Here is an 18,803-nt window from a genome sequence, read left to right as displayed (position 1 = left end):
TCTTCTCCTTGACTACATGAACAGTCAAAATAGGCCCGTTATTGGCGGACCGGGCCCCATGAGGGGTCCGACCCATCGACCGGCGTGGGCAGGCGCCGTTCGTTCCGTCCCGTCAGGTCCACCTGCCAGATGCTCGTATGGCCGGTGCCCTTTTCGGTGCGGAAGAATTGGATGATGCGGCCGTTGGGCGCCCATGTCGGCGCCTCGTCCTGCCACGAATTGGTGAGGTAGCGCATGCCGCCGCCATCAACCCCCATCACCGCAATGCGCAGATTGCCCGCGATATGCGTAAAGGCGATCTGGTCGCCGCGCGGGCTCCATTCGGGCGTGGCCGCCCGGCCGCCGAAAAAGCTGATGCGGTGCTGGTTGCTGCCGTCGGCATTCATCACATAGATCTGCTGGCTGCCGCCGCGATCGCTTTCAAACACGATCTTGCTGCCATCGGGCGAATAGGAACCGCCCACATTGATCCCCGGCGTTTCGGTCAGCTTCTGGCTGATCCCGCCTTGCGAGGAAACGCGATAGATATTCGTGTTGCCCGCATGGGCCATCGAATAAAGAATCCATTTGCCATCGGGCGACCAGCGCGGCGCAAAGGCCGGGCTGCCCGGTTCGGCAATCATCTTCTGGCTCGCGCTTTCCACGTCATAGACATAGATGCGCGGGCGGCCGTTGAGATAGGACAGATAGACGATCTTGCGATAATCGGGCGAGAAACGCGGGGTCAGCGCCATGGCCTGACCCGTTGTGATAAAGCGGTGGTTGGCCCCGTCGCTGTCCATGATGGCCAACCGCTTCATGCGGTGATCCTTGGGGCCGGTTTCCGCGATATAGGCGATGCGGCTGTCAAAGAACGGGCTTTCCCCCGACAGGCGCGAATAGACCGTATCGGCGCATTTATGCGCGGCCCGACGCCAGTCGCCCGGCGGCAATTCCCACGTTGCCTTCACCAATTGCTGGCGCAGGCTGACATCATACAGATAGCAGCCGACCACCAGATTGCCGTTGCTGGCCGCCGAGACGCTGCCATGCACCAGCATTTCGGCGCCGCGCGTGCTCCACGTCGGGAAATCGGGCGTCAGCACCTGAATGATCGGGATCGGCGGCAGACTATTCGGGCCGGTGGGCTTGAACAGGCCGTTGTTTTTCAGGTCGCCGGTGATCACCTCGGCAATCGCACGACCCACCTGCGCAGTGCTGCCCGCGCTGGCGGCGGTGGGCACATCGGCATTGGTGGCAAAGCTGGGGATGGCGATGCCAAGGCTCTGCCAAGCGGTGTCATCCGAGACCGTGCCGGTCAGCACGCCATTGTCGGCGGCGGGCGGCGCGGTGGGCGTCACCATCGGGGCCGGGGCGATGGTCTGGGCATGGATGGCCCCTGCGGCCAGCAGCGCCGCACCGGCCAGAAGGCGATGGGAAATTTTACGCATCATCATTGGGACAGGTTCCTGTCGAAACGCCATTGCACATGTTTCCATGCTTCATAAAGATCGGGCGGCAAAGGAAAAGGAGCCGCGAGTTTGACCGCACGGATCGCATTTTCGCGATGCAGTCCGGCCTGCGGACGATTGCTGGCGGTCACGCCTTCCTGCCGCACCACCGTCACCGGCCCAGCCAGCGTGCCGTCGGGGTTAAGGTCAAAGGCCAGAATAGTGACCAGTTGATCGGTATCCAACCCCTGGGGCACGCGCCAATGCGGCTTCAACTGGCGGCTGATCGCGCCCGAAAGCGCGGCCTTGACCCCCGGCCCGATCACGGCGGCGGCCGGGGTCTGGGCCTTGCCCGCCGGGCTGGCGCCAAAGCCCTTCAGGAAATCGACGCCGATGCGGCTGCCGCCTGCGGGCTTGTTGGTGGCCGGTTTGGCCGCCTCGGTCCGGGACTCGGCCTTGGCGGCCTCATTCTTGACCGGGGCCGCCTTGTTGGCATGGGCCGCAGCAATCGCCGCCGCAATCGGGTCCGCTTTGTGCGGAACGGGTTTCGCGGGGGCAGGCTTTGCGGGGGTGGGCTTGACCGGCTCCGGTTTGGGCGCGGGCTTTGGTTCAGGCCGGGGCGGCGGCGGGGCCGGATGGGGCTTGGGTTGCGGAACCGGCCTTGGCGGCGGCGGCGCGGGGACCGGCACCGGCTTTGGCACAGGGACAGGTTTGGGCGCAGGCTGGGGGACGGGCTGAGGCGCCGGTTCGGGCGCGGCCATCGGCTGGGCCTCGCCCAGTTGCGGGGCCAGATCGGGCGCGGCTTCCTCGCGGCTGGTCGAAACCGCCTCCTTGGTCACGTCATCGGCCAGCGTCACCTGCATCCGCTGGGGGCGCGGCAAGGGCGGCGGCGAGGGCTGCAAGGCCAGCACCGCCACCAGTGCCACATGCCCGACCACCGCGACGCCAAGGCCGATCGCCTCGCCCCGGTTCAGACCCTTGCGGCCATGATAGGATTGGGCCAGCGCCATGGGATCAGGGCTGCTTTGGCGTTTCGGCAGGGGCGCCGCCCGCGACTGTCACCAACGAGATCGCGGTGATCCCGGCGCGGTTCAATTCGCCCATAACGCCCACCACGCGGCCATAATCAAGCGCCTTGTCCGCGCGCAGCGTGACCAGCGGCATCGCCCCATCGGCCCCGCGCGGCAGGCTGCCCACGCGCTCGGCCAGTTCGCCGGGCGAAAGCTCGTCATCATCGAGGAACACGCGCCCCTCGGCGTTCATCGTGATCGTCACCTGCTTGGGCGTCTGGTCCAGCGGCTTGGCGCGGCTGTCGGGCAGCGTGATCGGGATGCCCGCCTTCATCAGCGGCGCGGTCACCATAAAGATCACCAGCAGCACCAGCATCACGTCGACCAGCGGGGTGACATTGATCTCGGCCATCGGCGCGCGACCGCCCCGCCCTCGCCGCTTGGAAAATTTATGGATACCCATCGCCATGGCTCAAAGCCCGTCCAGCTCGCGAGACAGGCTCGCATGGAAGCGGTCGGCAAAGCGCTGGAGCCGCGATTCAAAGCTGTTTACCACATGCGAATAGCGGTTGTAGCCGATCACCGCCGGAATGGCGGCAAACAGGCCGATGGCGGTGGCAAACAGCGCCTCGGAAATACCCGGCGCGACGACCGAGAGCGAGGAATTCTGTTGCTGGCCGATCTGGAAAAAGCTGTTCATGATGCCCCAAACCGTGCCGAACAGGCCCACGAAGGGCGCCACCGAACCGACCGTGGCGAGGAAGTTCAGCCGGTCGGCAAGGCTTTCCGCCTCCGCCGCCACCACGCTGTCCATCACCGAGGAGAGACGCTGGCGCGCGCCCGAACGGTCGATCTTGCCCGTGGCCGAGCGGCGCCATTCGGCCAGCGCGGCGCTGACCACCTTGGCCACCGGCAGGTCGGCATTCTTGCCGCCGCCGCGCTCGGCCTGAAAGGCATCAATGTCGCGCGATTTCCAGAACTCGCTCTCATAGGCTTCCGACTGACGGCGCAGCGAGGCCATGCGGAAACCAAAGGACAGCAGGATCGTCCACACCCAAATGCTGGCCAGCACCAGACCGCCCATCACCACCCGCACGACAATGTCGGCGTCAAGGAACAATTTCACAGGATCAAGATGGGCAGAGCCGGCAGCGGCGGCAAGCAGGTCGAGGTCGGTCATGGGGTTCCCGGTTGGTTGGGGCTTGAAAATTGCGTTGCCTGATCGGCTCCGGCAAGGAATTGCGCATAGGCAGTCCGCCACGCGGCAGGCTGTCGACGGGGGCGTCCATCGGGAGCGACAAAACCTACGCGCACCCTGGCCTGCGCGAGCATCGGTCCTTTATGAACGGCGTTTTCTTCAACACCCGTCCGCCTGAACGCCACTTGAACCAGCCGGATGCTGGCCGCGCCCAGTTCCTCGATCCGCGTTTCGATCAGCACATCATCGTCAAGGCGCGCCGGGGCGGCATAGCGGATGGTCATTTCCGCCACCGCATAGGCCCCCTCGCCCGCCTCCTGCGCGGCGCGCTGGTCCACATTCAGCAGACGCAGCATGTCCGAACGCGCGCGTTCAAACCAGCGCAGATAATTGGCATGATAGACCACGCCCGACAGGTCCGTGTCCTCGAAATAGGCACGCACCGCATAAAGATGCAGCGGCCCATCAGCGCCCGTGGCAAAGCAGCCGGAAGGAGGGAGGGGTAAGGCGTTCATAATTGTCGCACAAACTAGCCTGCCCTTGGCGCAAAGAGCAACCCGCCATGACGAATAAACGCGGTTATGGGGCGATCCCAGGCCCCTAGGTGTTTAGTCCCAGCATGTGATGGTGCGGTTCTACGATAAAGACCTCTGGCTTGGATTTCCAGACCTGCTCGATGGCCTCGTATGGCGTTTTGAAGCGGAGAGCCTTGAGTTGCTTGGCAAAGTTGTAGGCAACCAGCCAATCGCGGACGTGCCTGCGCAGTTCGATGATCGAGGCATAGTGGAAGGATTTGACGGTCGCTTCCTTGATAGTGCGAACCATGCGCTCTGCCTGACCGTTGGTCCATGGGTGATAGGGTTTGGTAAGCCGATGCTCGATGCCGTTTTCCCGGCATACGCGTCCGAAAATATGCGGAAAGGTCAGGCCTGTGCCGCGTTCGGTTTGGGCAAACTGGACCCCGTTGTCGGTCAGGATGGTGTGGATACGGTAGGGCACGGTTCTGATCAGCGCCTTGAGAAAGCCGGCCGCGACCATTTTCGTGGCTCTGCGGTAGAGGCGGGCAAAGACCAGTTTGGAGGTGCGATCGACAGCGACATAGAGGCAGGCCTTGCCGCCTTCATAGTGCAATTCCGCGATGTCGATGTGAAAGTAGCCGATCTCGTAGGTCTTGAACTTCTTGGGTTTCTCGCGATCCGCCTTGGGAAGCCGGGAGATGCCGTGTCGTTGCAAGCAGCGATGCAGGGAGGAGCGCGTCAGATGGGGGATCACGTCCTTCAAGGCGATATAGACATCATCGAGCGGCAGTCGGGCCTGAACTCGCAGGGCCACAATGGCCGCTTCCTCCATGGGCGAGAGGACGGTGCTGCGTGGCTCTTTGGGGCCCATCGGTTTGTCCTCGACCGACTGACGGCTTCGCCACTTCAAGACTGTCTTTTCGTTGATCGCGTACTTCTTGGCGAGGCTCGCGACCGAAGCTTTCGATCGCTGTAGCTCTGCTCGAATGGCGTGCGTGGTCTTGGCGCTGCCATGGAGAACCTGGCCCATAACTCCCTCCGCTGTGATGACGATAAATCTACACCATCACATGCTGGGACTAAACACCTAGGCGCCGATCATGCGGCCAAGCGGCTTGCCGCCGAACAGGTGGACATGCAGATGCGGCACTTCCTGTCCGCCATCCATGCCCACATTGGCGAGCAGGCGATAGCCGGGCGCAACCAGCCCCTGCCCGCGGGCGACATGACCCACGGCGCGGATGAAACCGGCAATCTCCTCGGCCGGGGCATGGGCGGAAAAATCGTCCCATGAGACATAGGCGCCCTTGGGGATCACCAGCACATGCACCGGCGCCTGGGGCGCGATGTCATGGAACGCCAGCGCGAAATCGTCCTCATAGACCTTCTTGGCCGGGATCTCGCCGCGCAGGATGCGGGCAAAGATGTTGTTCGGGTCATAGGCAAGCGTGGGGTCGATCGGCATGGCTTATTCCCCTTTGCGGCTGGCTTTTTCGACGATCCCGCTCACGCCTTCGCGGCGGTCCAGTTCGTCGGTGATGTCGGACAGGGCGATGCCCTTGGCGTTGAGCAGGACCAGCAGGTGGAACACCAGATCCGCCGATTCCCCGATCAGCCCCGCGCGGTCATCGGCCATGGCCGCAATCACCGCCTCAACGGCCTCCTCGCCCACTTTCTGGGCGATCTTGGGCACGCCGCGCGCGTTCAGCTTGGCCACATAGGAGGAGGACGGATCGGCGGCGGCGCGCTGGGCAATCGTGGCCTCAAGCCGGGCCAGCGTGGCCAGCGGGTGATGGACGGTGTCGTTCATGCCTGTTGCGATGGGGCGGACGCGCCGCGCCGTCAAGCCCGGATATGCGGTTTCGGGCGGTTGCCGGCCGGTTCAGGCGGTTGCCGGTTTGGCCTCGCTCTGGCGCGGGCGGCTGCTGCCGCGATAGCCCAGCATCAGCCCGGCCAGACCCAGCGCCGCCATCGCCATATTCGACGAGGTAAGCCCCGAAAGCCCGTGCGAGGCCAGCATCGGCTGCACCAACATCGCCCCGATCAGCACACAGGCGGCGATATTCAGAAACAGACGCATGAAACACTCCTCGATTGACGAAGAGAGTTAATGCAGGATGCGTGCCATCACCTTATGTATATGAAATATATACGATAATAAATTAACCATATGTGCCGTTTGGCAAAAATTCCGACACTCCGACTTAACCTCAGCCGCCCCGCGCAGGCAGCCCCGCCGCACGCAGCGCGCCATGGGCCTGCGCAATCGAATATTTGCCAAAGTGGAAAATGCTGGCCGCCAGAACCGCGCTGGCGTGGCCCTTGGTCACGCCGTCGACCAGATGATCGAGATTGCCCACGCCGCCGCTGGCGATGACAGGAATTCCGACACTGTCGGCAATTTTGCGGGTCAGCTCCAGATCATAACCCGCCTGCGTGCCGTCGCCATCCATGCTGGTCACCAGCAATTCGCCCGCGCCAAGGTCCGTCAGGCGTACCGCATGTTCGATCGCATCAATGCCGGTGGCCTTGCGCCCGCCATGGGTGAAAATCTCCCACTTGCCCGGGGCAACGCGGCGCGCATCAACCGAGGCGACAATGCACTGGCTGCCGAATTTCTCCGCAATGTCGCGCACGACCTCAGGACGGCTCACGGCGGCGGAATTGACCGCCACCTTGTCCGCGCCCGCCAGCAGCAGCGCGCGCGCATCCTCTGCTGAACGCACACCGCCGCCCACGGTCAGCGGCATGAAGCAGACCTCAGCCGTGCGGCGCACCACGTCGAGCAGCGTCCCGCGCCCCTCATGGCTGGCGGAAATGTCGAGGAAGCACAATTCATCCGCGCCCGCCGCGTCATAGGCCCGCGCCTGTTCCACCGGGTCGCCCGCGTCGATCAGGTCGACAAAGTTCACGCCCTTGACCACGCGGCCATCGCGGACATCAAGGCAGGGAATTACGCGGATACGAACGGTCATGGTTTTATGCCTCCGGCGGGCAAAGGGATTCGATCCCTTTGCAATCCCGTTAATGGGTGGCGCCATGTCCGAAGCATCGGCGCCATGCATATGATAGCCTGCGGCGCGGAGAGGCTGCGCCAAAAGCGCCGCAGGCTTTAAACTTTAATCGGCGCGTCCGACACCAAAGGCCGAACCCGACACGCAACGCAGACAGTAATGGGAGCGCGAGGGTCTAGACCCTCGCATCTAAGACCCCTTACCCCTTACCCCTTACCCCTTACTCCTTATTCGCCATCGCAATCGCCGCAGCCAGATCGAGCTTGCCTTCAAACAATGCCCGGCCCGTAATCACGCCCTCGATCCCATCCTCGGCATGGAGCGCAAGCAACCGGATATCATCCAGCCCCTTGACCCCACCGGAAGCGATCACGGGAATATTCACCCGGCGCGCCAGATCGACAGTCGCCTCGATATTAGCGCCCTTCAGCAAGCCATCGCGGCCGATATCGGTAAACAGCAGCGAGGCCACGCCCGCATCCTCGAACCGGCGGGCCAGATCGACCACGGCCACATCCGACACATCGGCCCAGCCCTGCGTCGCCACGAAACCATCGCGCGCGTCCACGGCCACAACGATGCCGCCGGGGAACTCGCGCGCCATATCCTTGACGAATTCGGGGTCCTTCAGCGCCGCCGTGCCCATCACTACGCGCGACACGCCCAGGTTGAACCAGCCCTCGACCGATTCGCGCGTGCGGATGCCGCCGCCCAATTGCACATGGCCTTCAAAGCTTTGCAGGATCGCTTCCACCGCCTCGCGGTTTTCCGCCCGACCCGCGAAAGACCCGTCCAGATCGACCACATGCAGGAACTGGCTGCCCGCATCGGCAAAGATCTTCGCCTGCGCGGCGGGGTTGTCGCCATAGACGGTGGCGCGGTCCATATCGCCCTCGGCAAGGCGCACCACCTGGCCGCCTTTCAGGTCGATGGCGGGAAAAACGATCATCTTACGGTTTCCATGTCAGAAAGCGGGAAAGCAGTTCGAGCCCATAGGACTGGCTCTTTTCCGGGTGAAATTGCACGCCCAGAATATTGTCGCGGCCAACGGCGGCGGTGACGCCCCCGCCATGGTCGGTCATGGCCACCACATGATGGCCATCCTCGGCGACAAATTCATAGGAGTGCAGGAAATAGGCCTCGCCCGGCACGATCAGCGGGGCGTGGGGTTGGACGCCTACATCGTTCCAGCCCATATGCGGGATCTTGATGGTGGGATCGGCGCGCTCGATCAGGCGCACCTCGCCGGGAATCCAGCCCAGCCCTTCGGTAATGCCATGCTCGACGCCCTGCGTGGCCAGCAATTGCATCCCCACGCAAATGCCGAGGAACGGCGCCTCGCCCACCAGCACGCGCTCTTCCATCGCAGCAACAAGGCCGGGGATCGCCCGCAACCCCTGCGCACAGGATTTGAACGAGCCGACGCCGGGCAGCACGATGCGGTCGGCCGCGCGCACCACATCGGGGTCGGCGGTGATCGCCACCCCTTCGGCCCCGGCGGCTTTCAGCGCATTGGCCACCGAATGCAGGTTGCCCGCGCCATAGTCGATCAGGGCCAGCACTTCAGCCATTCAAAGTTCCGTCCCCAAGCAGCCCCTTGGTCGAAGGCACCGCCCCGCCCTTGCGCGGGTCCAATTCGACCGCCGTGCGCAAAGCGCGGGCAAGGCCCTTGTAGATGCCCTCGATGATGTGATGGTTGTTCTGACCATAAAACACTTCGATGTGCAGCGTGATGCCCGCCGCCTGAGCAAAGGAATGGAACCAGTGCTCGAACAATTCGGTGTCCATCTCGCCCAGCTTGTGGACGGTAAAGGCCGCCTTCCACACCAGCCAAGGACGCCCCGAAATATCGAGCGCCACGCGGGCCAAGGCCTCGTCCATCGGCGAATAAACCTGACCATAACGGCCAATCCCGGCCTTGTCGCCCAGCGCCGCCGAAACGGCTTGCCCTATGGCGATGCCGCAATCCTCGACCGTGTGATGCTGGTCCACATGCAGGTCGCCCTTGATCCGGACGGTCATGTCGATCAGCGAGTGGCGCGACAATTGCTCCACCATATGATCGAGAAAGCCGATGCCTGTAGAGACATCATACTTCCCCGATCCATCGAGGTTCACGTCCACGAGAATATCAGTCTCGTGCGTCTTGCGGGCGATACGGGCGGTGCGCATGGTGCCCCTATACGCGCGATCGTCTGTGTGGCAAGATGAGTCATTCCTGTTCGGCCAAGGAAAGGCGCCGCCATGCCCCAGCGCCCCATCAAGTTGCGCGCCCTGAACTATTCGACGGAACAATGGCTGAGCAATCTCTTTGTGGCGCTGGCCTGCCTTACTCGCCTGATCCCTCAAAGTTTTATGCCGCATCAATTGACGCTTGGACTGAGCGCTGGCTTTGGTCTGGCAGGGGGGATCTGCGCCATGGCAACAGTGATCCGCATGCGCCGCCGCCCCATCGCCATGCCGCAGGATATCAACACAGGCTCTTGACCGCAGCCATCCTAAGCGCCACTTGAGGGCCATGACCGATGATACGCCCGACAGCCTGATCCCCTATGACGAAATCGTGCAGGAAGCGCTGCGCGCCGTGGTGGGCCGCGTGCTCGGCCAGGTGGCCAGCACCGGCGGCTCGCTGCCGGGCAATCACCATTTTTACATCACCTTCAAGACCCAGGCGCCGGGCGTCGATATTCCCGCCCATCTGAAAACCCGCTTTCCCGATGAAATGACCATCGTGCTCCAGAACAAGTTCTGGGATCTCACCGTGGGCGAGGATCATTTTTCGGTCGGGCTGACCTTCAATCAGGTGCCCGCCATTCTGGTAATCCCGTTTGGCGCAATTACCGCTTTTGTTGATCCGGCGGTCGATTTCGGCCTTCAGTTCCAGGCTTCGGTCGAGGATCTGGAGCCTGAACTGCACGACGAGGCGGAAAATGATTCGTCCACCCGCGAGGCGCCCATCGCCACGCAGGAGGATGGAACAAACGTTGTTACGGTGGATTTCGGTCGCAAGAAGTAAGCGAAACCGGAAGGACTGACATTGGGAAATTCCAAGATTTCGGGCATCATCCGCCAGAACGGCCAATCGGTACTGGGCAAGGCGATCGATTCGGTCGTCACCCCCGGTAAGGCGGCAGGTGGAAAAGTATCGCTGCCGCGCAAGCTGGCGGGTCTGGCGCTGACGCGGATCGCGATGCGCTCGGTGCCGGGCGCCATTTTGGTGGGCGGCGTGCTGCTGGCCAAGCATCTGCATGACGCCAAAAAGGAACGGGAAGCCGGCAAGGCGCCCGCGCCCGCTCCCATTCCCACCCCCACGCCCAAAACGGTCTGATCGCAAGAGCGGCCTGATCGCCAAAACGGCTTGATTGGACTGCGTTCATGCGGCATCGGATGCCATGGCTCCTGAATCGCATGACCTCCACCATTCCGACCACCATCACCCGGACCTGCACCGTCGCGGGCTGATGTTCATCCTGTCCAGCCCGTCGGGCACCGGCAAGACCACCATTGCCCGGCGCCTGCTGGCCGAGGATAAGGCGATCAACCCTTCGGTTTCGGCCACGACACGCGCGCCACGCCCCGGCGAAGTGGACGGCGTGGATTATTTCTTTGTCAGCCAGCAAGAATTCGACCGCATGGCGGAAAATGACGAATTCTACGAATGGGCCGAGGTATTCGGCAATTGCTACGGCACGCCCAAGGCTCATATCCGCGCCGGCCTGAAACACGGCAAGGATTTCCTCTTCGACATCGACTGGCAGGGCACGCAGCAGCTTTACCAAAAAGACGCTCAGGACGTGGTCCGCGTCTTTCTCCTGCCCCCCAGCATCGAGGAATTGCACCGCCGCCTCTCCGGCCGCGGCACCGACAGCGCCGAGGTCATCAACGCCCGCATGGACCGCGCCCGCGCCGAAATCAGCCACTGGGACGCCTATGACTATGTCGTGGTGAACGAGGATCTGGACGAGTGCTATGAGCAGGTGAAGCTGATTCTGGCATCCGAGCGGTTGCGCAGGAAGCGGCAGACCGGGCTGATCCCGTTTGTGCGCGGGTTGTTGCGGACGAAGCATGGGTAAGGGGTAAGGTTGCCTCCGGCGGGCAAAGGGACTCGTCCCTTTGCAATCCCATGAATGGGGTGGTGCTGGGCGGGTTAGCCGCGCATCACAATCGGTGGTTTGAAAGCCTGCGGCGCGGCGAACTTGCGCTGATCAGCGCCGCAGGCTTTAAAATTCCCCCCCTCATACCACGCTCTTTGGCCGCCGCCACGGCGCAACGCCGACAGTATCGGGATTGCAAAGGGCCCCCGCCCTTTACCCGCCGGAGGCACTTTCACCTCCCTTAACCTCCCTTGCGCCTAAAAAACCGTCCCGCTAAACCCCCATGATGAATCAGCCCAAAACCGCTCCCAACATCCCGCTTTCGCTCTTTGCCGGCTCACTGCTTTACGGCGGGCTATGCGTGCTGGCGGGTGTGCTGGGGACCAAGATTGCCGATCTGGGCACCTGGCCGATCCTTGGCAATCTGGCGGTGGAGAGCGGAATTTTCGCTTTCCTGATCCTTGTCGTGCTGGGCAGCGCGACGGCGGAACTGCATGGCACCGCCACGGCCAACCGTTTGGTACGCTTTGGCTTTGTGCCGTTGATCGTGTCTATGGTGCTGTTAATGATCGTCATCCACGCCGTACCGCCCGCCCCCTTCTGGCCCGATCAGGACGCCTTTGCCCATCTGCTGGGTCAGGGCGCGCGGATGCAATTTGCCGGACTTTGCTCCTATGGCACCTCGCAGACGCTCAATGTCTATGTCTTTTCCCGCCTTGCGCGCGGCAAGGATGGCAAGCACCTGTGGCTGCGCGCATGGGCGGCCAGTCTGCTCAGCCAGATCGTCGATACGCTGATCTTCATCACCATCAGCTTTTACGGCGTGCTCGACCTTGGCCCGCTGATGAAAGGACAGATCCTGTCCAAGCTGGTGCTCTCCACGATCATGGTGCCGCCGCTGATCTATCTGTTTGTCGCGCTCGGGCGTTGGTTGGATCGTGGGGGGCTTGATCGCGAAAAGCCTGCGTAAAAAACACTTCAATTCCGCCAAAAGCGCGGTAAACGCGCCGCATGACTGATTCCACCGCATCCCTACTCGCCAAAGCCGAAACGCTGATTGAGGCCCTGCCCTATCTCAAGCGTTACGAAGGGCGCACCTTTGTCGTCAAATATGGCGGCCATGCGATGGGCGACCCCGCGCTGGCGCAGGATTTTGCCGAGGATATCGTGCTTTTGAAGGCCGTGGGCATCAACCCCGTCGTGGTTCATGGCGGCGGGCCGCAGATCGGGCGGATGCTGAAAGCGCTGGGCATCGAATCGCAATTCGTCAACGGCTTGCGCGTCACCGACAAGGCCACCGCCGAGGTTGCCGAAATGGTGCTCTCGGGCGCGATCAACAAGGAACTGGTGAGCTGGATCGGCAAGGCGGGCGGCAAGGCCGTCGGCATTTCGGGCAAGGATGGCGCGCTGGTCACCGCCCGCAAGGTCGAGGCGCAAAAGCTGGGCAAGGCGATCGAAGACCCCGACAGCGGCGAGGCCATCGTGGTGGACCTTGGCTATGTGGGCGAGCCGGACCATATCGACACCTCGATTCTGGAAACCCTGTCGAGCGCGGGCCTGATCCCGGTCATCGCTCCCATCGCGGTGGGCCATGATGGCGAGACCTATAACATCAACGCCGACACGATGGCGGGCGCGATTGCCGCTGCGATCGGGGCTGCGCGCCTGTTCCTGCTGACCGATGTTCCGGGCGTATTGGACAAGGACAAGAACCTGCTGACCGACCTGACGCCTGCCGACATCGAGGCCTTGGCGCAGGACGGCACGATCAGCGGCGGGATGATTCCCAAACTGGCCACCTGCACCCACGCGGTCGAGGCCGGATGCGAGGCGGCGGTCGTGCTCGATGGCCGCGTTCCCCATGCCATGTTGCTGGAATTCTTTACCCAACGCGGCGCAGGCACGCTGATCCGCAAGGCGTAAGCGCCAAATGGCGATGATTTGCAGGAATCCTTTCCTGCACCCTTGTCAAATTTGTAAGCAACACTTACAATCCTTCCTCAGCGCTCCGGTTGCGCGCGTGGCTTGGCTCGGCTAGGTCACACGCTCTGCCATTGGGAGAGGAAGCGCCCCGTGATTAACGAAGTGATTATCCCCATTCTGCTGCTGTTGGCCGACATCGTGTCAACGGCGGTGTTGGTGCAGGTTGTTCTCGGGCTGCTGATCGCCTTCAATGTCGTAAACCTGCATAATCCGCTGGTTTCCGGCATCTGGCAGGCGCTCAACGCGATTCTGGAGCCGCTGCTGAGGCCGATCCGCCGGTTCATGCCGAACACCGGCTTTCTCGACCTTTCGCCGATGGCGCTGCTGGTGCTGATTCGCATCGTCATCATCTTGCTGGTTTACATTGGGAATCATTACGGATGAGCGAGAACAAAATTATCGACGGGAAGGAATTTGCTGAACGGCTGCGCGCGCGTATCGGCGTGCTGGCCGGTGAATTCGAGGCCAAGGCCGGCCGCAAGGCGGGCCTGGCCGTGGTGCTGGTGGGCGAGGATCCGGCCAGCCAGGTCTATGTGTCCTCCAAGGGCAAGCAGACTGTGGCGGCGGGCATGAACAGCTTTGAACACAAGCTGCCCGCCGATGCCAGCGAGGAAGAACTGCTGGCCGTGGTGGCCCGGCTCAACGCCGATCCTGCGATTGACGGCATTCTGGTTCAGCTTCCCCTGCCCCGCCATATGGACGAGCAGAAGGTGATCGCCACCATCGACCCGGACAAGGATGTCGATGGTTTCCACGTCACCAATGCGGGCCGTCTGGCCGTGGGTCAGGCCGGTTATGTGCCCTGCACGCCGCTGGGCTGCCTGATGCTGCTCGAAGACCGTTTGGGCGACCTCAAGGGGTTGAACGCCGTGGTCATCGGGCGCAGCAACATCGTGGGCAAGCCGATGGCGCAATTGCTGTTGGCGGCCAATTGCACGGTCACGATTGCGCATCGCCACACCAAGGATCTGGCCGACATCGTGCGGCGCAGCGACATTGTCGTGGCGGCCGTTGGCGTGCCCGAAATGGTCAAAGGCGACTGGATCAAGCCGGGCGCGACTGTAATCGACGTGGGCATCAACCGCCTGCCCCCCGCCGAGGGCAAGACCAAGGGCCGGATCGTGGGCGACGTCGATTATCAAGGCGCGGTTCAGGTGGCAGGCGCCATCACCCCGGTGCCGGGCGGCGTTGGCCCCATGACGATTGCGGTGCTGCTGCGCAATGCGCTGGTGGCCGCTTACGCGCATGAGGGGCTGGAACTGCCCAAGGCCGACCTGCCGGAGCATTCGATCTGATGAAAAAGCCCGCCTTTCTTGCGTTGTTTGGAAGGCGGGCTTTGCCTGCATTGCTGATCGCGGCAGTCATGCCCGGCGGCGCCATGGCCCAGCGCCCGGCAAGGGGCATGGCCACCATGTTTGCCCTGCCCAGCGATATTATCGCACGCGAAATCGGCTTTGCCCGCGCCGTGCGCGACAAGGGGCAATGGCAGGCGTTCCGCGACCATGCCGCGCCGGACGCGCAAATGTTCGACGGCGACAAGGTGGTGCAGGTTCAGGATTTCGTGCGCCGCCGCCCCAATCCGGCCCAGCCCCTGCAATGGCAGGTCCACAACGTCTGGATGAGCTGTGACGGGGCCACGGCCATTTCCTATGGCGGATGGCAGGCGGGCGGGGCCCATGGCTGGTTTTCGACCGTATGGCAAAGGCAGAAGAAGGGCCAGTATCTCTTCGTGCTGGACCAGGGCGGCCTCACCGACAAGCCTTTGCCCGAACCGGAATGGGCCGAGGCCAAAGTTGCCGAATGCGGCCCGCGCGGGCAAAAGGCGCTGGAATTCACGCCCGCCCTCGATGGGGACCACCTTTCGGGCCAGAGCAGCGATCACTCGCTTGAATGGTCCACCGCCGCGCGCGGCGATGGCACGCGCGATTATGTGGTCAATGTCAAAATCGGCGGAAAATTGACCGAAGTGCTGCGCCGCGCCTCGAAATAGCCCCCCTTCCGCTTGCTCTCTTGCTGGGGTAAGGCAGAAGGATGCTTGAACTCTTCATTTCCACCTTCGCCACGCTTTTCGTGGTGATCGATCCGGTTGGCTGCGCGCCGATCTATGGCGGGCTGACGGCCAGCTATTCCCCGCAGGCCGCGCGCAGCACCGCGATCCGCGCCAGCGTCATTGCCAGCGCCATTCTTATCATCTTTGCCTTATTCGGCAAAGGCTTGCTGGCGGCGCTTGCCATCGAACTCAATGCTTTCCGCATCGCGGGCGGCGTGATGCTGTTCCTGATCGCGCTGGAAATGGTGTTTGAAAAACGCACCCAGCGGCGTGAGGAGCGCGTGGAAAAAGTGCTCCACACGCCTGAGCCTCATGAGGATATCAGCGTCTTTCCCATGGCGATGCCGATGATCGCCGGGCCGGGCTCAATCGCCACGGTGATGCTGATGATGGGCCATGCCAATGATCGCACCGGGGCCGCCGTGGTGCTGGCCGCGCTGATCTGCGTTCTGCTGCTCACGGCATTGGCGCTGTTGGCGGCGGGGCCGATCATGCGCCTGCTGGGCAGCCGGGTCGAAGCGGTTATAACCCGCGTGTTGGGCGTGCTGCTGGGCGCGTTGGCTGTGCAATATGTGATCGACGGGGTGCGCGGGGTTTTGGGGCATTAATTAGGATAGGGTTTTAGGGTTTTTGCCTCCGGCGGGCAAAGGGCGGGGGCCCTTTGCAATCCCGTTACTGGGTGGTGCTGGTTGGCGGGGGTGGTTTGGGGTTTTAGGGTTTGAAGGCCTGCGGCGCGGCTAGCGCAGGTTTCTCCGCGCCGCAGGCTTTCAAACTTCGACATTGCGTATTGGGCCCCTTGGTATTGGCGGGGCACCCCGTCGACAGTAACGGGAGCGCGAGGGTCCAGACCCTCGCATCTATCCTTTTCTTCTCCCTCTCTTCCCTTCCCCCTCACATATTGGGATAATTGGGCCCACCGCCGCCTTCGGGCGCGACCCATGTGATGTTGCCGGTGGGGTCCTTGATGTCGCAGGTCTTGCAGTGGACGCAGTTCTGGGCGTTGATCTGGAGGCGCTTGGCATCGCCCTCGCCCACAAACTCATAGACCCCTGCCGGGCAGTAGCGCGCCTCCGGCCCGGCATAGCGGGGCAGGTTGATGCGCGTGGGCACCGAGGGGTCGGCCAGTTTCAGGTGGCAGGGCTGATCCTCCGCATGGTTGGTGAAGGAGAAGGACACGCTGGTCAGCCGGTCAAAGCTGATCACGCCATCGGGCTTGGGATAGGCGATGGGCTGATAGAGATCGGCCCGGCCCGTCGCCTCGGCATCGGTGTGATGCGCCATCGCGCCAAACGGGTTGATGCGCAGATAGCGCGCCCACATATCCGCACCCGCCAGCACCGTGCCCAGCGCCCCGCCGAACTTCGCCACCAAAGGCTGCGCGTTCTGCACCAGCTTGAGTTCGTCGGCGATCCAGCTCTCGCGCAAGGTAGCCTCGTAGCCATCCAGCTGCGCGCCCTCCTGCCCTGCCGCAATCGCCGCCACAATCGCCTCGGCGGCCAGCATGCCGCTCTTCATCGCCGTATGGCTGCCCTTGATGCGCGGCACGTTGACAAAGCCCGCGCTGCACCCGGCCAGCACCCCGCCGGGGAAGGCCAGATGCGGCACCGATTGCCACCCGCCCTCGTTGATCACCCGCGCGCCATAGCTGACGCGTTTGCCGCCTTCGAGGATCGCCCGGATCGCCGGATGCTGCTTCCAGCGCTGGAATTCCTCATACGGGCTGACATGCGGGTTCTTGTAATCGAGCGCCGTCACAAAACCCAAGGCCACCTGCCCGCCCGCCTGATGATAGAGGAAACCCCCGCCCCAACTCTCGCTCTCACTGAGCGGCCAGCCCTGCGTGTGCAGCACGCGGCCCGGCACGTGCTTGTCGGGCGCAATGTCCCACAATTCCTTGATGCCCAGACCATAGACCTGCGGCTGACAATCGCGCTCCAGAGCGTACTTCGCCTTGACCCTTTTGGTCAGATGCCCGCGCGCGCCCTCGGCCAGGATCGTGTATTGCGCCGTCAGGTTCATGCCGGGCTGGTAATCCGGCTTCGGATTGCCATCATGGTCCACGCCCATATCGCCGGTCTGCACGCCGATGATGCGGTCGCCGTCATAGAGCAATTCTGCCGCCGGGAAGCCGGGGAAGACCTCCACCCCCAGCTCCTCGGCCTTGCCCCCCAGCCAGCGGCACAGATTGCCGAGGCTGACGGTGTAATTGCCATCATTGCTCATAAACGGCGGCATCAGCGCATGGGGCACCGCATAATGCCCGCCCTTGGTGAGAACCCAGTGCCAGTTGTCCGTCACCGGCGTTTCCGCCAAAGGGCAGCCATCGGTCCGCCAATCGGGCAGCAGCTCATCCATCGCGCGCGGATCGACCACCGCGCCCGAGAGAATATGCGCCCCCACTTCCGAGCCCTTCTCCAGCACGCAGACGCTCAGATCGGCATTGAGCTGCTTGATCCGGATGGCGGCCGAAAGCCCCGCAGGGCCACCGCCGACCACCACCACATCATAGGGCATGGTGTCGCGCTGGACCGCCTCGTGCTGGATCTCGCTCATGGCTTACAGCTTCCCCGTCAGCTCGGGCACGGCGGCAAACAGATCCGCGACCAGCCCGATGTCGGCCACCTGGAAGATCGGCGCGTCCTCGTCCTTGTTGATGGCGATGATGGTTTTGCTGTCCTTCATCCCCGCCAGATGCTGGATCGCCCCGGAAATGCCCACGGCGATGTAAACCTGCGGCGCGACGATCTTGCCGGTCTGGCCCACCTGATAGTCATTGGGGACATAGCCCGCGTCCACGGCAGCGCGCGATGCGCCCACGGCCGCGCCCAGCTTGTCGGCCAGCGGCAGGATCGTGGCGGCAAAGGTCTCGGCATCTTTCAAGGCCCGCCCGCCCGAGACGATCACCTTGGCGCTGGTCAGTTCGGGGCGTTCCGACTTGGCGATTTCCGCGCCGACGAAGCTGGAAATTCCCGCGTCCCCGGTGGTGGCGACGGCCTCGATCACGGCGCTGCCGCCGGTGGCTTCGGCCTTGGCAAAGGCGGTGCCGCGCGCGGTGATCACCAGCTTGGCGTCGCTGCTCTCGACCGTGGCAATCGCATTGCCGGCATAGATCGGGCGGGTGAAGCTCTTGGGACCCTCGACGCTCAGAATATCCGAGATCTGCGCCACATCGAGCAAAGCCGCCACGCGCGGGGCGATGTTCTTGCCCGTCGTCGTTGCGGGCGCGACAAAGGCGTCATAGCCCTCCATCAGCCCCACCACCAGCGGCGCAACATTCTCCGCCAGGCCATGCGCATAGGCCGCATCATCGCCCACCAGCACCTTGACCACGCCCGCGATTCCCGCCGCCGCCTCGGCCACAGCGCCAACGCCAGACCCCGCCACCAGCACATGCACCTCGCCCAGTTGCGAGGCCGCCGTCACCGCCGAAAGCGTCGCATCCTTGAGCACCGCATTGTCATGCTCGGCCCACACCAAAACAGCCATGTTACAATTCCTTTTCTTGG

The 18,803-nt window shown here is 63.2% G+C and carries 25 protein-coding genes; 10 read left to right on the top strand and 15 right to left on the bottom strand.

Annotated elements, in window-relative coordinates; genetic code table 11:
- Positions 1-38: 38 nt before the first annotated feature.
- The 13 genes from tolB to hisB form a co-directional block, all read right to left on the bottom strand.
- Positions 39-1,433: a Tol-Pal system beta propeller repeat protein TolB gene (tolB, locus tag PQ467_RS04900; RefSeq protein WP_443193000.1), complete on the bottom strand. Its 1,395-nt coding sequence runs from the start codon at positions 1,431-1,433 to the stop codon at positions 39-41.
- Positions 1,433-2,440, bottom strand: coding sequence for a hypothetical protein (locus PQ467_RS04895; RefSeq protein WP_274175429.1), 1,008 nt, complete (start codon positions 2,438-2,440; stop codon positions 1,433-1,435). Before PQ467_RS04895 ends, tolB begins: the two co-directional genes overlap by 1 nt.
- 4 nt (positions 2,441-2,444) lie before the next feature.
- Positions 2,445-2,909: a biopolymer transporter ExbD gene (locus PQ467_RS04890; protein WP_274175428.1), complete on the bottom strand. Its 465-nt coding sequence runs from the start codon at positions 2,907-2,909 to the stop codon at positions 2,445-2,447.
- Between the two features lie 3 nt (positions 2,910-2,912).
- Entirely contained in the window at positions 2,913-3,620 is a 708-nt protein-coding gene (tolQ, locus tag PQ467_RS04885) for a protein TolQ (protein ID WP_274175427.1), read from the bottom strand.
- Positions 3,617-4,153, bottom strand: coding sequence for a YbgC/FadM family acyl-CoA thioesterase (locus tag PQ467_RS04880; RefSeq protein WP_274175426.1), 537 nt, complete (start codon positions 4,151-4,153; stop codon positions 3,617-3,619). Before PQ467_RS04880 ends, tolQ begins: the two co-directional genes overlap by 4 nt.
- A gap of 85 nt (positions 4,154-4,238) precedes the next feature.
- Complete coding sequence (locus PQ467_RS04875; protein ID WP_274175425.1) at positions 4,239-5,186, bottom strand: IS481 family transposase; 948 nt, start codon at positions 5,184-5,186, stop codon at positions 4,239-4,241.
- 57 nt (positions 5,187-5,243) lie between these two features.
- Positions 5,244-5,621 (bottom strand): histidine triad nucleotide-binding protein, encoded by a 378-nt coding sequence (locus PQ467_RS04870; RefSeq protein WP_274175424.1) that lies wholly within the window; start codon positions 5,619-5,621, stop codon positions 5,244-5,246.
- A 3-nt stretch (positions 5,622-5,624) separates the two neighbouring features.
- Complete coding sequence (locus PQ467_RS04865) at positions 5,625-5,966, bottom strand: phosphoribosyl-ATP diphosphatase (protein WP_273617178.1); 342 nt, start codon at positions 5,964-5,966, stop codon at positions 5,625-5,627.
- A gap of 72 nt (positions 5,967-6,038) precedes the next feature.
- Positions 6,039-6,236, bottom strand: coding sequence for a hypothetical protein (locus tag PQ467_RS04860; RefSeq protein WP_274175423.1), 198 nt, complete (start codon positions 6,234-6,236; stop codon positions 6,039-6,041).
- A gap of 130 nt (positions 6,237-6,366) precedes the next feature.
- Positions 6,367-7,131: an imidazole glycerol phosphate synthase subunit HisF gene (hisF, locus tag PQ467_RS04855; protein WP_274175422.1), complete on the bottom strand. Its 765-nt coding sequence runs from the start codon at positions 7,129-7,131 to the stop codon at positions 6,367-6,369.
- Between the two features lie 259 nt (positions 7,132-7,390).
- Entirely contained in the window at positions 7,391-8,119 is a 729-nt protein-coding gene (gene hisA, locus PQ467_RS04850) for a 1-(5-phosphoribosyl)-5-[(5-phosphoribosylamino)methylideneamino]imidazole-4-carboxamide isomerase (protein WP_274175421.1), read from the bottom strand.
- Position 8,120: 1 nt separating this feature from the next.
- Positions 8,121-8,741 carry an imidazole glycerol phosphate synthase subunit HisH gene (gene hisH, locus PQ467_RS04845; RefSeq protein ID WP_274175420.1) on the bottom strand — a complete coding sequence of 207 codons (621 nt, stop codon included), beginning with the start codon at positions 8,739-8,741 and terminating at the stop codon, positions 8,121-8,123.
- Positions 8,734-9,342, bottom strand: a complete 609-nt coding sequence (gene hisB / locus PQ467_RS04840; protein WP_274175419.1) for an imidazoleglycerol-phosphate dehydratase HisB — start codon at positions 9,340-9,342, stop codon at positions 8,734-8,736. The genes hisH and hisB overlap by 8 nt, the downstream gene beginning before the upstream one ends.
- A 72-nt stretch (positions 9,343-9,414) precedes the next feature.
- On the opposite strand from hisB, the gene PQ467_RS04835 reads away from it, so the two are divergent.
- From PQ467_RS04835 to PQ467_RS04790, 10 genes are all read left to right on the top strand, one after another.
- Positions 9,415-9,657: a hypothetical protein gene (locus PQ467_RS04835; protein WP_274175418.1), complete on the top strand. Its 243-nt coding sequence runs from the start codon at positions 9,415-9,417 to the stop codon at positions 9,655-9,657.
- 31 nt (positions 9,658-9,688) lie between these two features.
- Entirely contained in the window at positions 9,689-10,186 is a 498-nt protein-coding gene (locus tag PQ467_RS04830; RefSeq protein ID WP_274175417.1) for an SspB family protein, read from the top strand.
- Positions 10,187-10,207: 21 nt separating this feature from the next.
- A complete protein-coding gene (locus tag PQ467_RS04825) occupies positions 10,208-10,498 on the top strand; it encodes a hypothetical protein (protein ID WP_274175416.1) in 291 nt (96 codons plus the stop codon).
- 64 nt (positions 10,499-10,562) lie between these two features.
- The gene (gene gmk / locus PQ467_RS04820) at positions 10,563-11,243 is read left to right on the top strand and encodes a guanylate kinase (protein ID WP_274175415.1); all 681 of its coding nucleotides are present in this window, start codon (positions 10,563-10,565) and stop codon (positions 11,241-11,243) included.
- 307 nt (positions 11,244-11,550) lie between these two features.
- Positions 11,551-12,234: a queuosine precursor transporter gene (locus tag PQ467_RS04815; protein WP_274175414.1), complete on the top strand. Its 684-nt coding sequence runs from the start codon at positions 11,551-11,553 to the stop codon at positions 12,232-12,234.
- 41 nt (positions 12,235-12,275) lie between these two features.
- Positions 12,276-13,187 carry an acetylglutamate kinase gene (gene argB, locus PQ467_RS04810; protein ID WP_274175413.1) on the top strand — a complete coding sequence of 304 codons (912 nt, stop codon included), beginning with the start codon at positions 12,276-12,278 and terminating at the stop codon, positions 13,185-13,187.
- A 150-nt stretch (positions 13,188-13,337) separates the two neighbouring features.
- Positions 13,338-13,631 carry a YggT family protein gene (locus PQ467_RS04805; RefSeq protein WP_274175412.1) on the top strand — a complete coding sequence of 98 codons (294 nt, stop codon included), beginning with the start codon at positions 13,338-13,340 and terminating at the stop codon, positions 13,629-13,631.
- A complete protein-coding gene (gene folD, locus PQ467_RS04800; RefSeq protein ID WP_274175411.1) occupies positions 13,628-14,542 on the top strand; it encodes a bifunctional methylenetetrahydrofolate dehydrogenase/methenyltetrahydrofolate cyclohydrolase FolD in 915 nt (304 codons plus the stop codon). The genes PQ467_RS04805 and folD overlap by 4 nt, the downstream gene beginning before the upstream one ends.
- A 41-nt stretch (positions 14,543-14,583) precedes the next feature.
- Complete coding sequence (locus tag PQ467_RS04795) at positions 14,584-15,237, top strand: hypothetical protein (protein WP_274175410.1); 654 nt, start codon at positions 14,584-14,586, stop codon at positions 15,235-15,237.
- A 41-nt stretch (positions 15,238-15,278) separates the two neighbouring features.
- A complete protein-coding gene (locus tag PQ467_RS04790) occupies positions 15,279-15,905 on the top strand; it encodes a MarC family protein (RefSeq protein ID WP_274175409.1) in 627 nt (208 codons plus the stop codon).
- Positions 15,906-16,188: 283 nt separating this feature from the next.
- On the opposite strand, the gene PQ467_RS04785 is transcribed toward PQ467_RS04790, so the two are convergent.
- Positions 16,189-17,850: an electron transfer flavoprotein-ubiquinone oxidoreductase gene (locus tag PQ467_RS04785; protein ID WP_274175408.1), complete on the bottom strand. Its 1,662-nt coding sequence runs from the start codon at positions 17,848-17,850 to the stop codon at positions 16,189-16,191.
- Positions 17,851-17,853: 3 nt separating this feature from the next.
- Entirely contained in the window at positions 17,854-18,783 is a 930-nt protein-coding gene (locus tag PQ467_RS04780; RefSeq protein WP_274175407.1) for an electron transfer flavoprotein subunit alpha/FixB family protein, read from the bottom strand.
- Between the last annotated feature and the right edge of the window lie 20 nt (positions 18,784-18,803).

Origin of the sequence: Novosphingobium sp. KACC 22771, assembly GCF_028736195.1 — a bacterium.
Taxonomy (GTDB): domain Bacteria; phylum Pseudomonadota; class Alphaproteobacteria; order Sphingomonadales; family Sphingomonadaceae; genus Novosphingobium.
The sequence above is the reverse complement of the archived record's forward strand: the minus strand, read 5'-3'. Positions and strand labels throughout refer to the sequence as shown.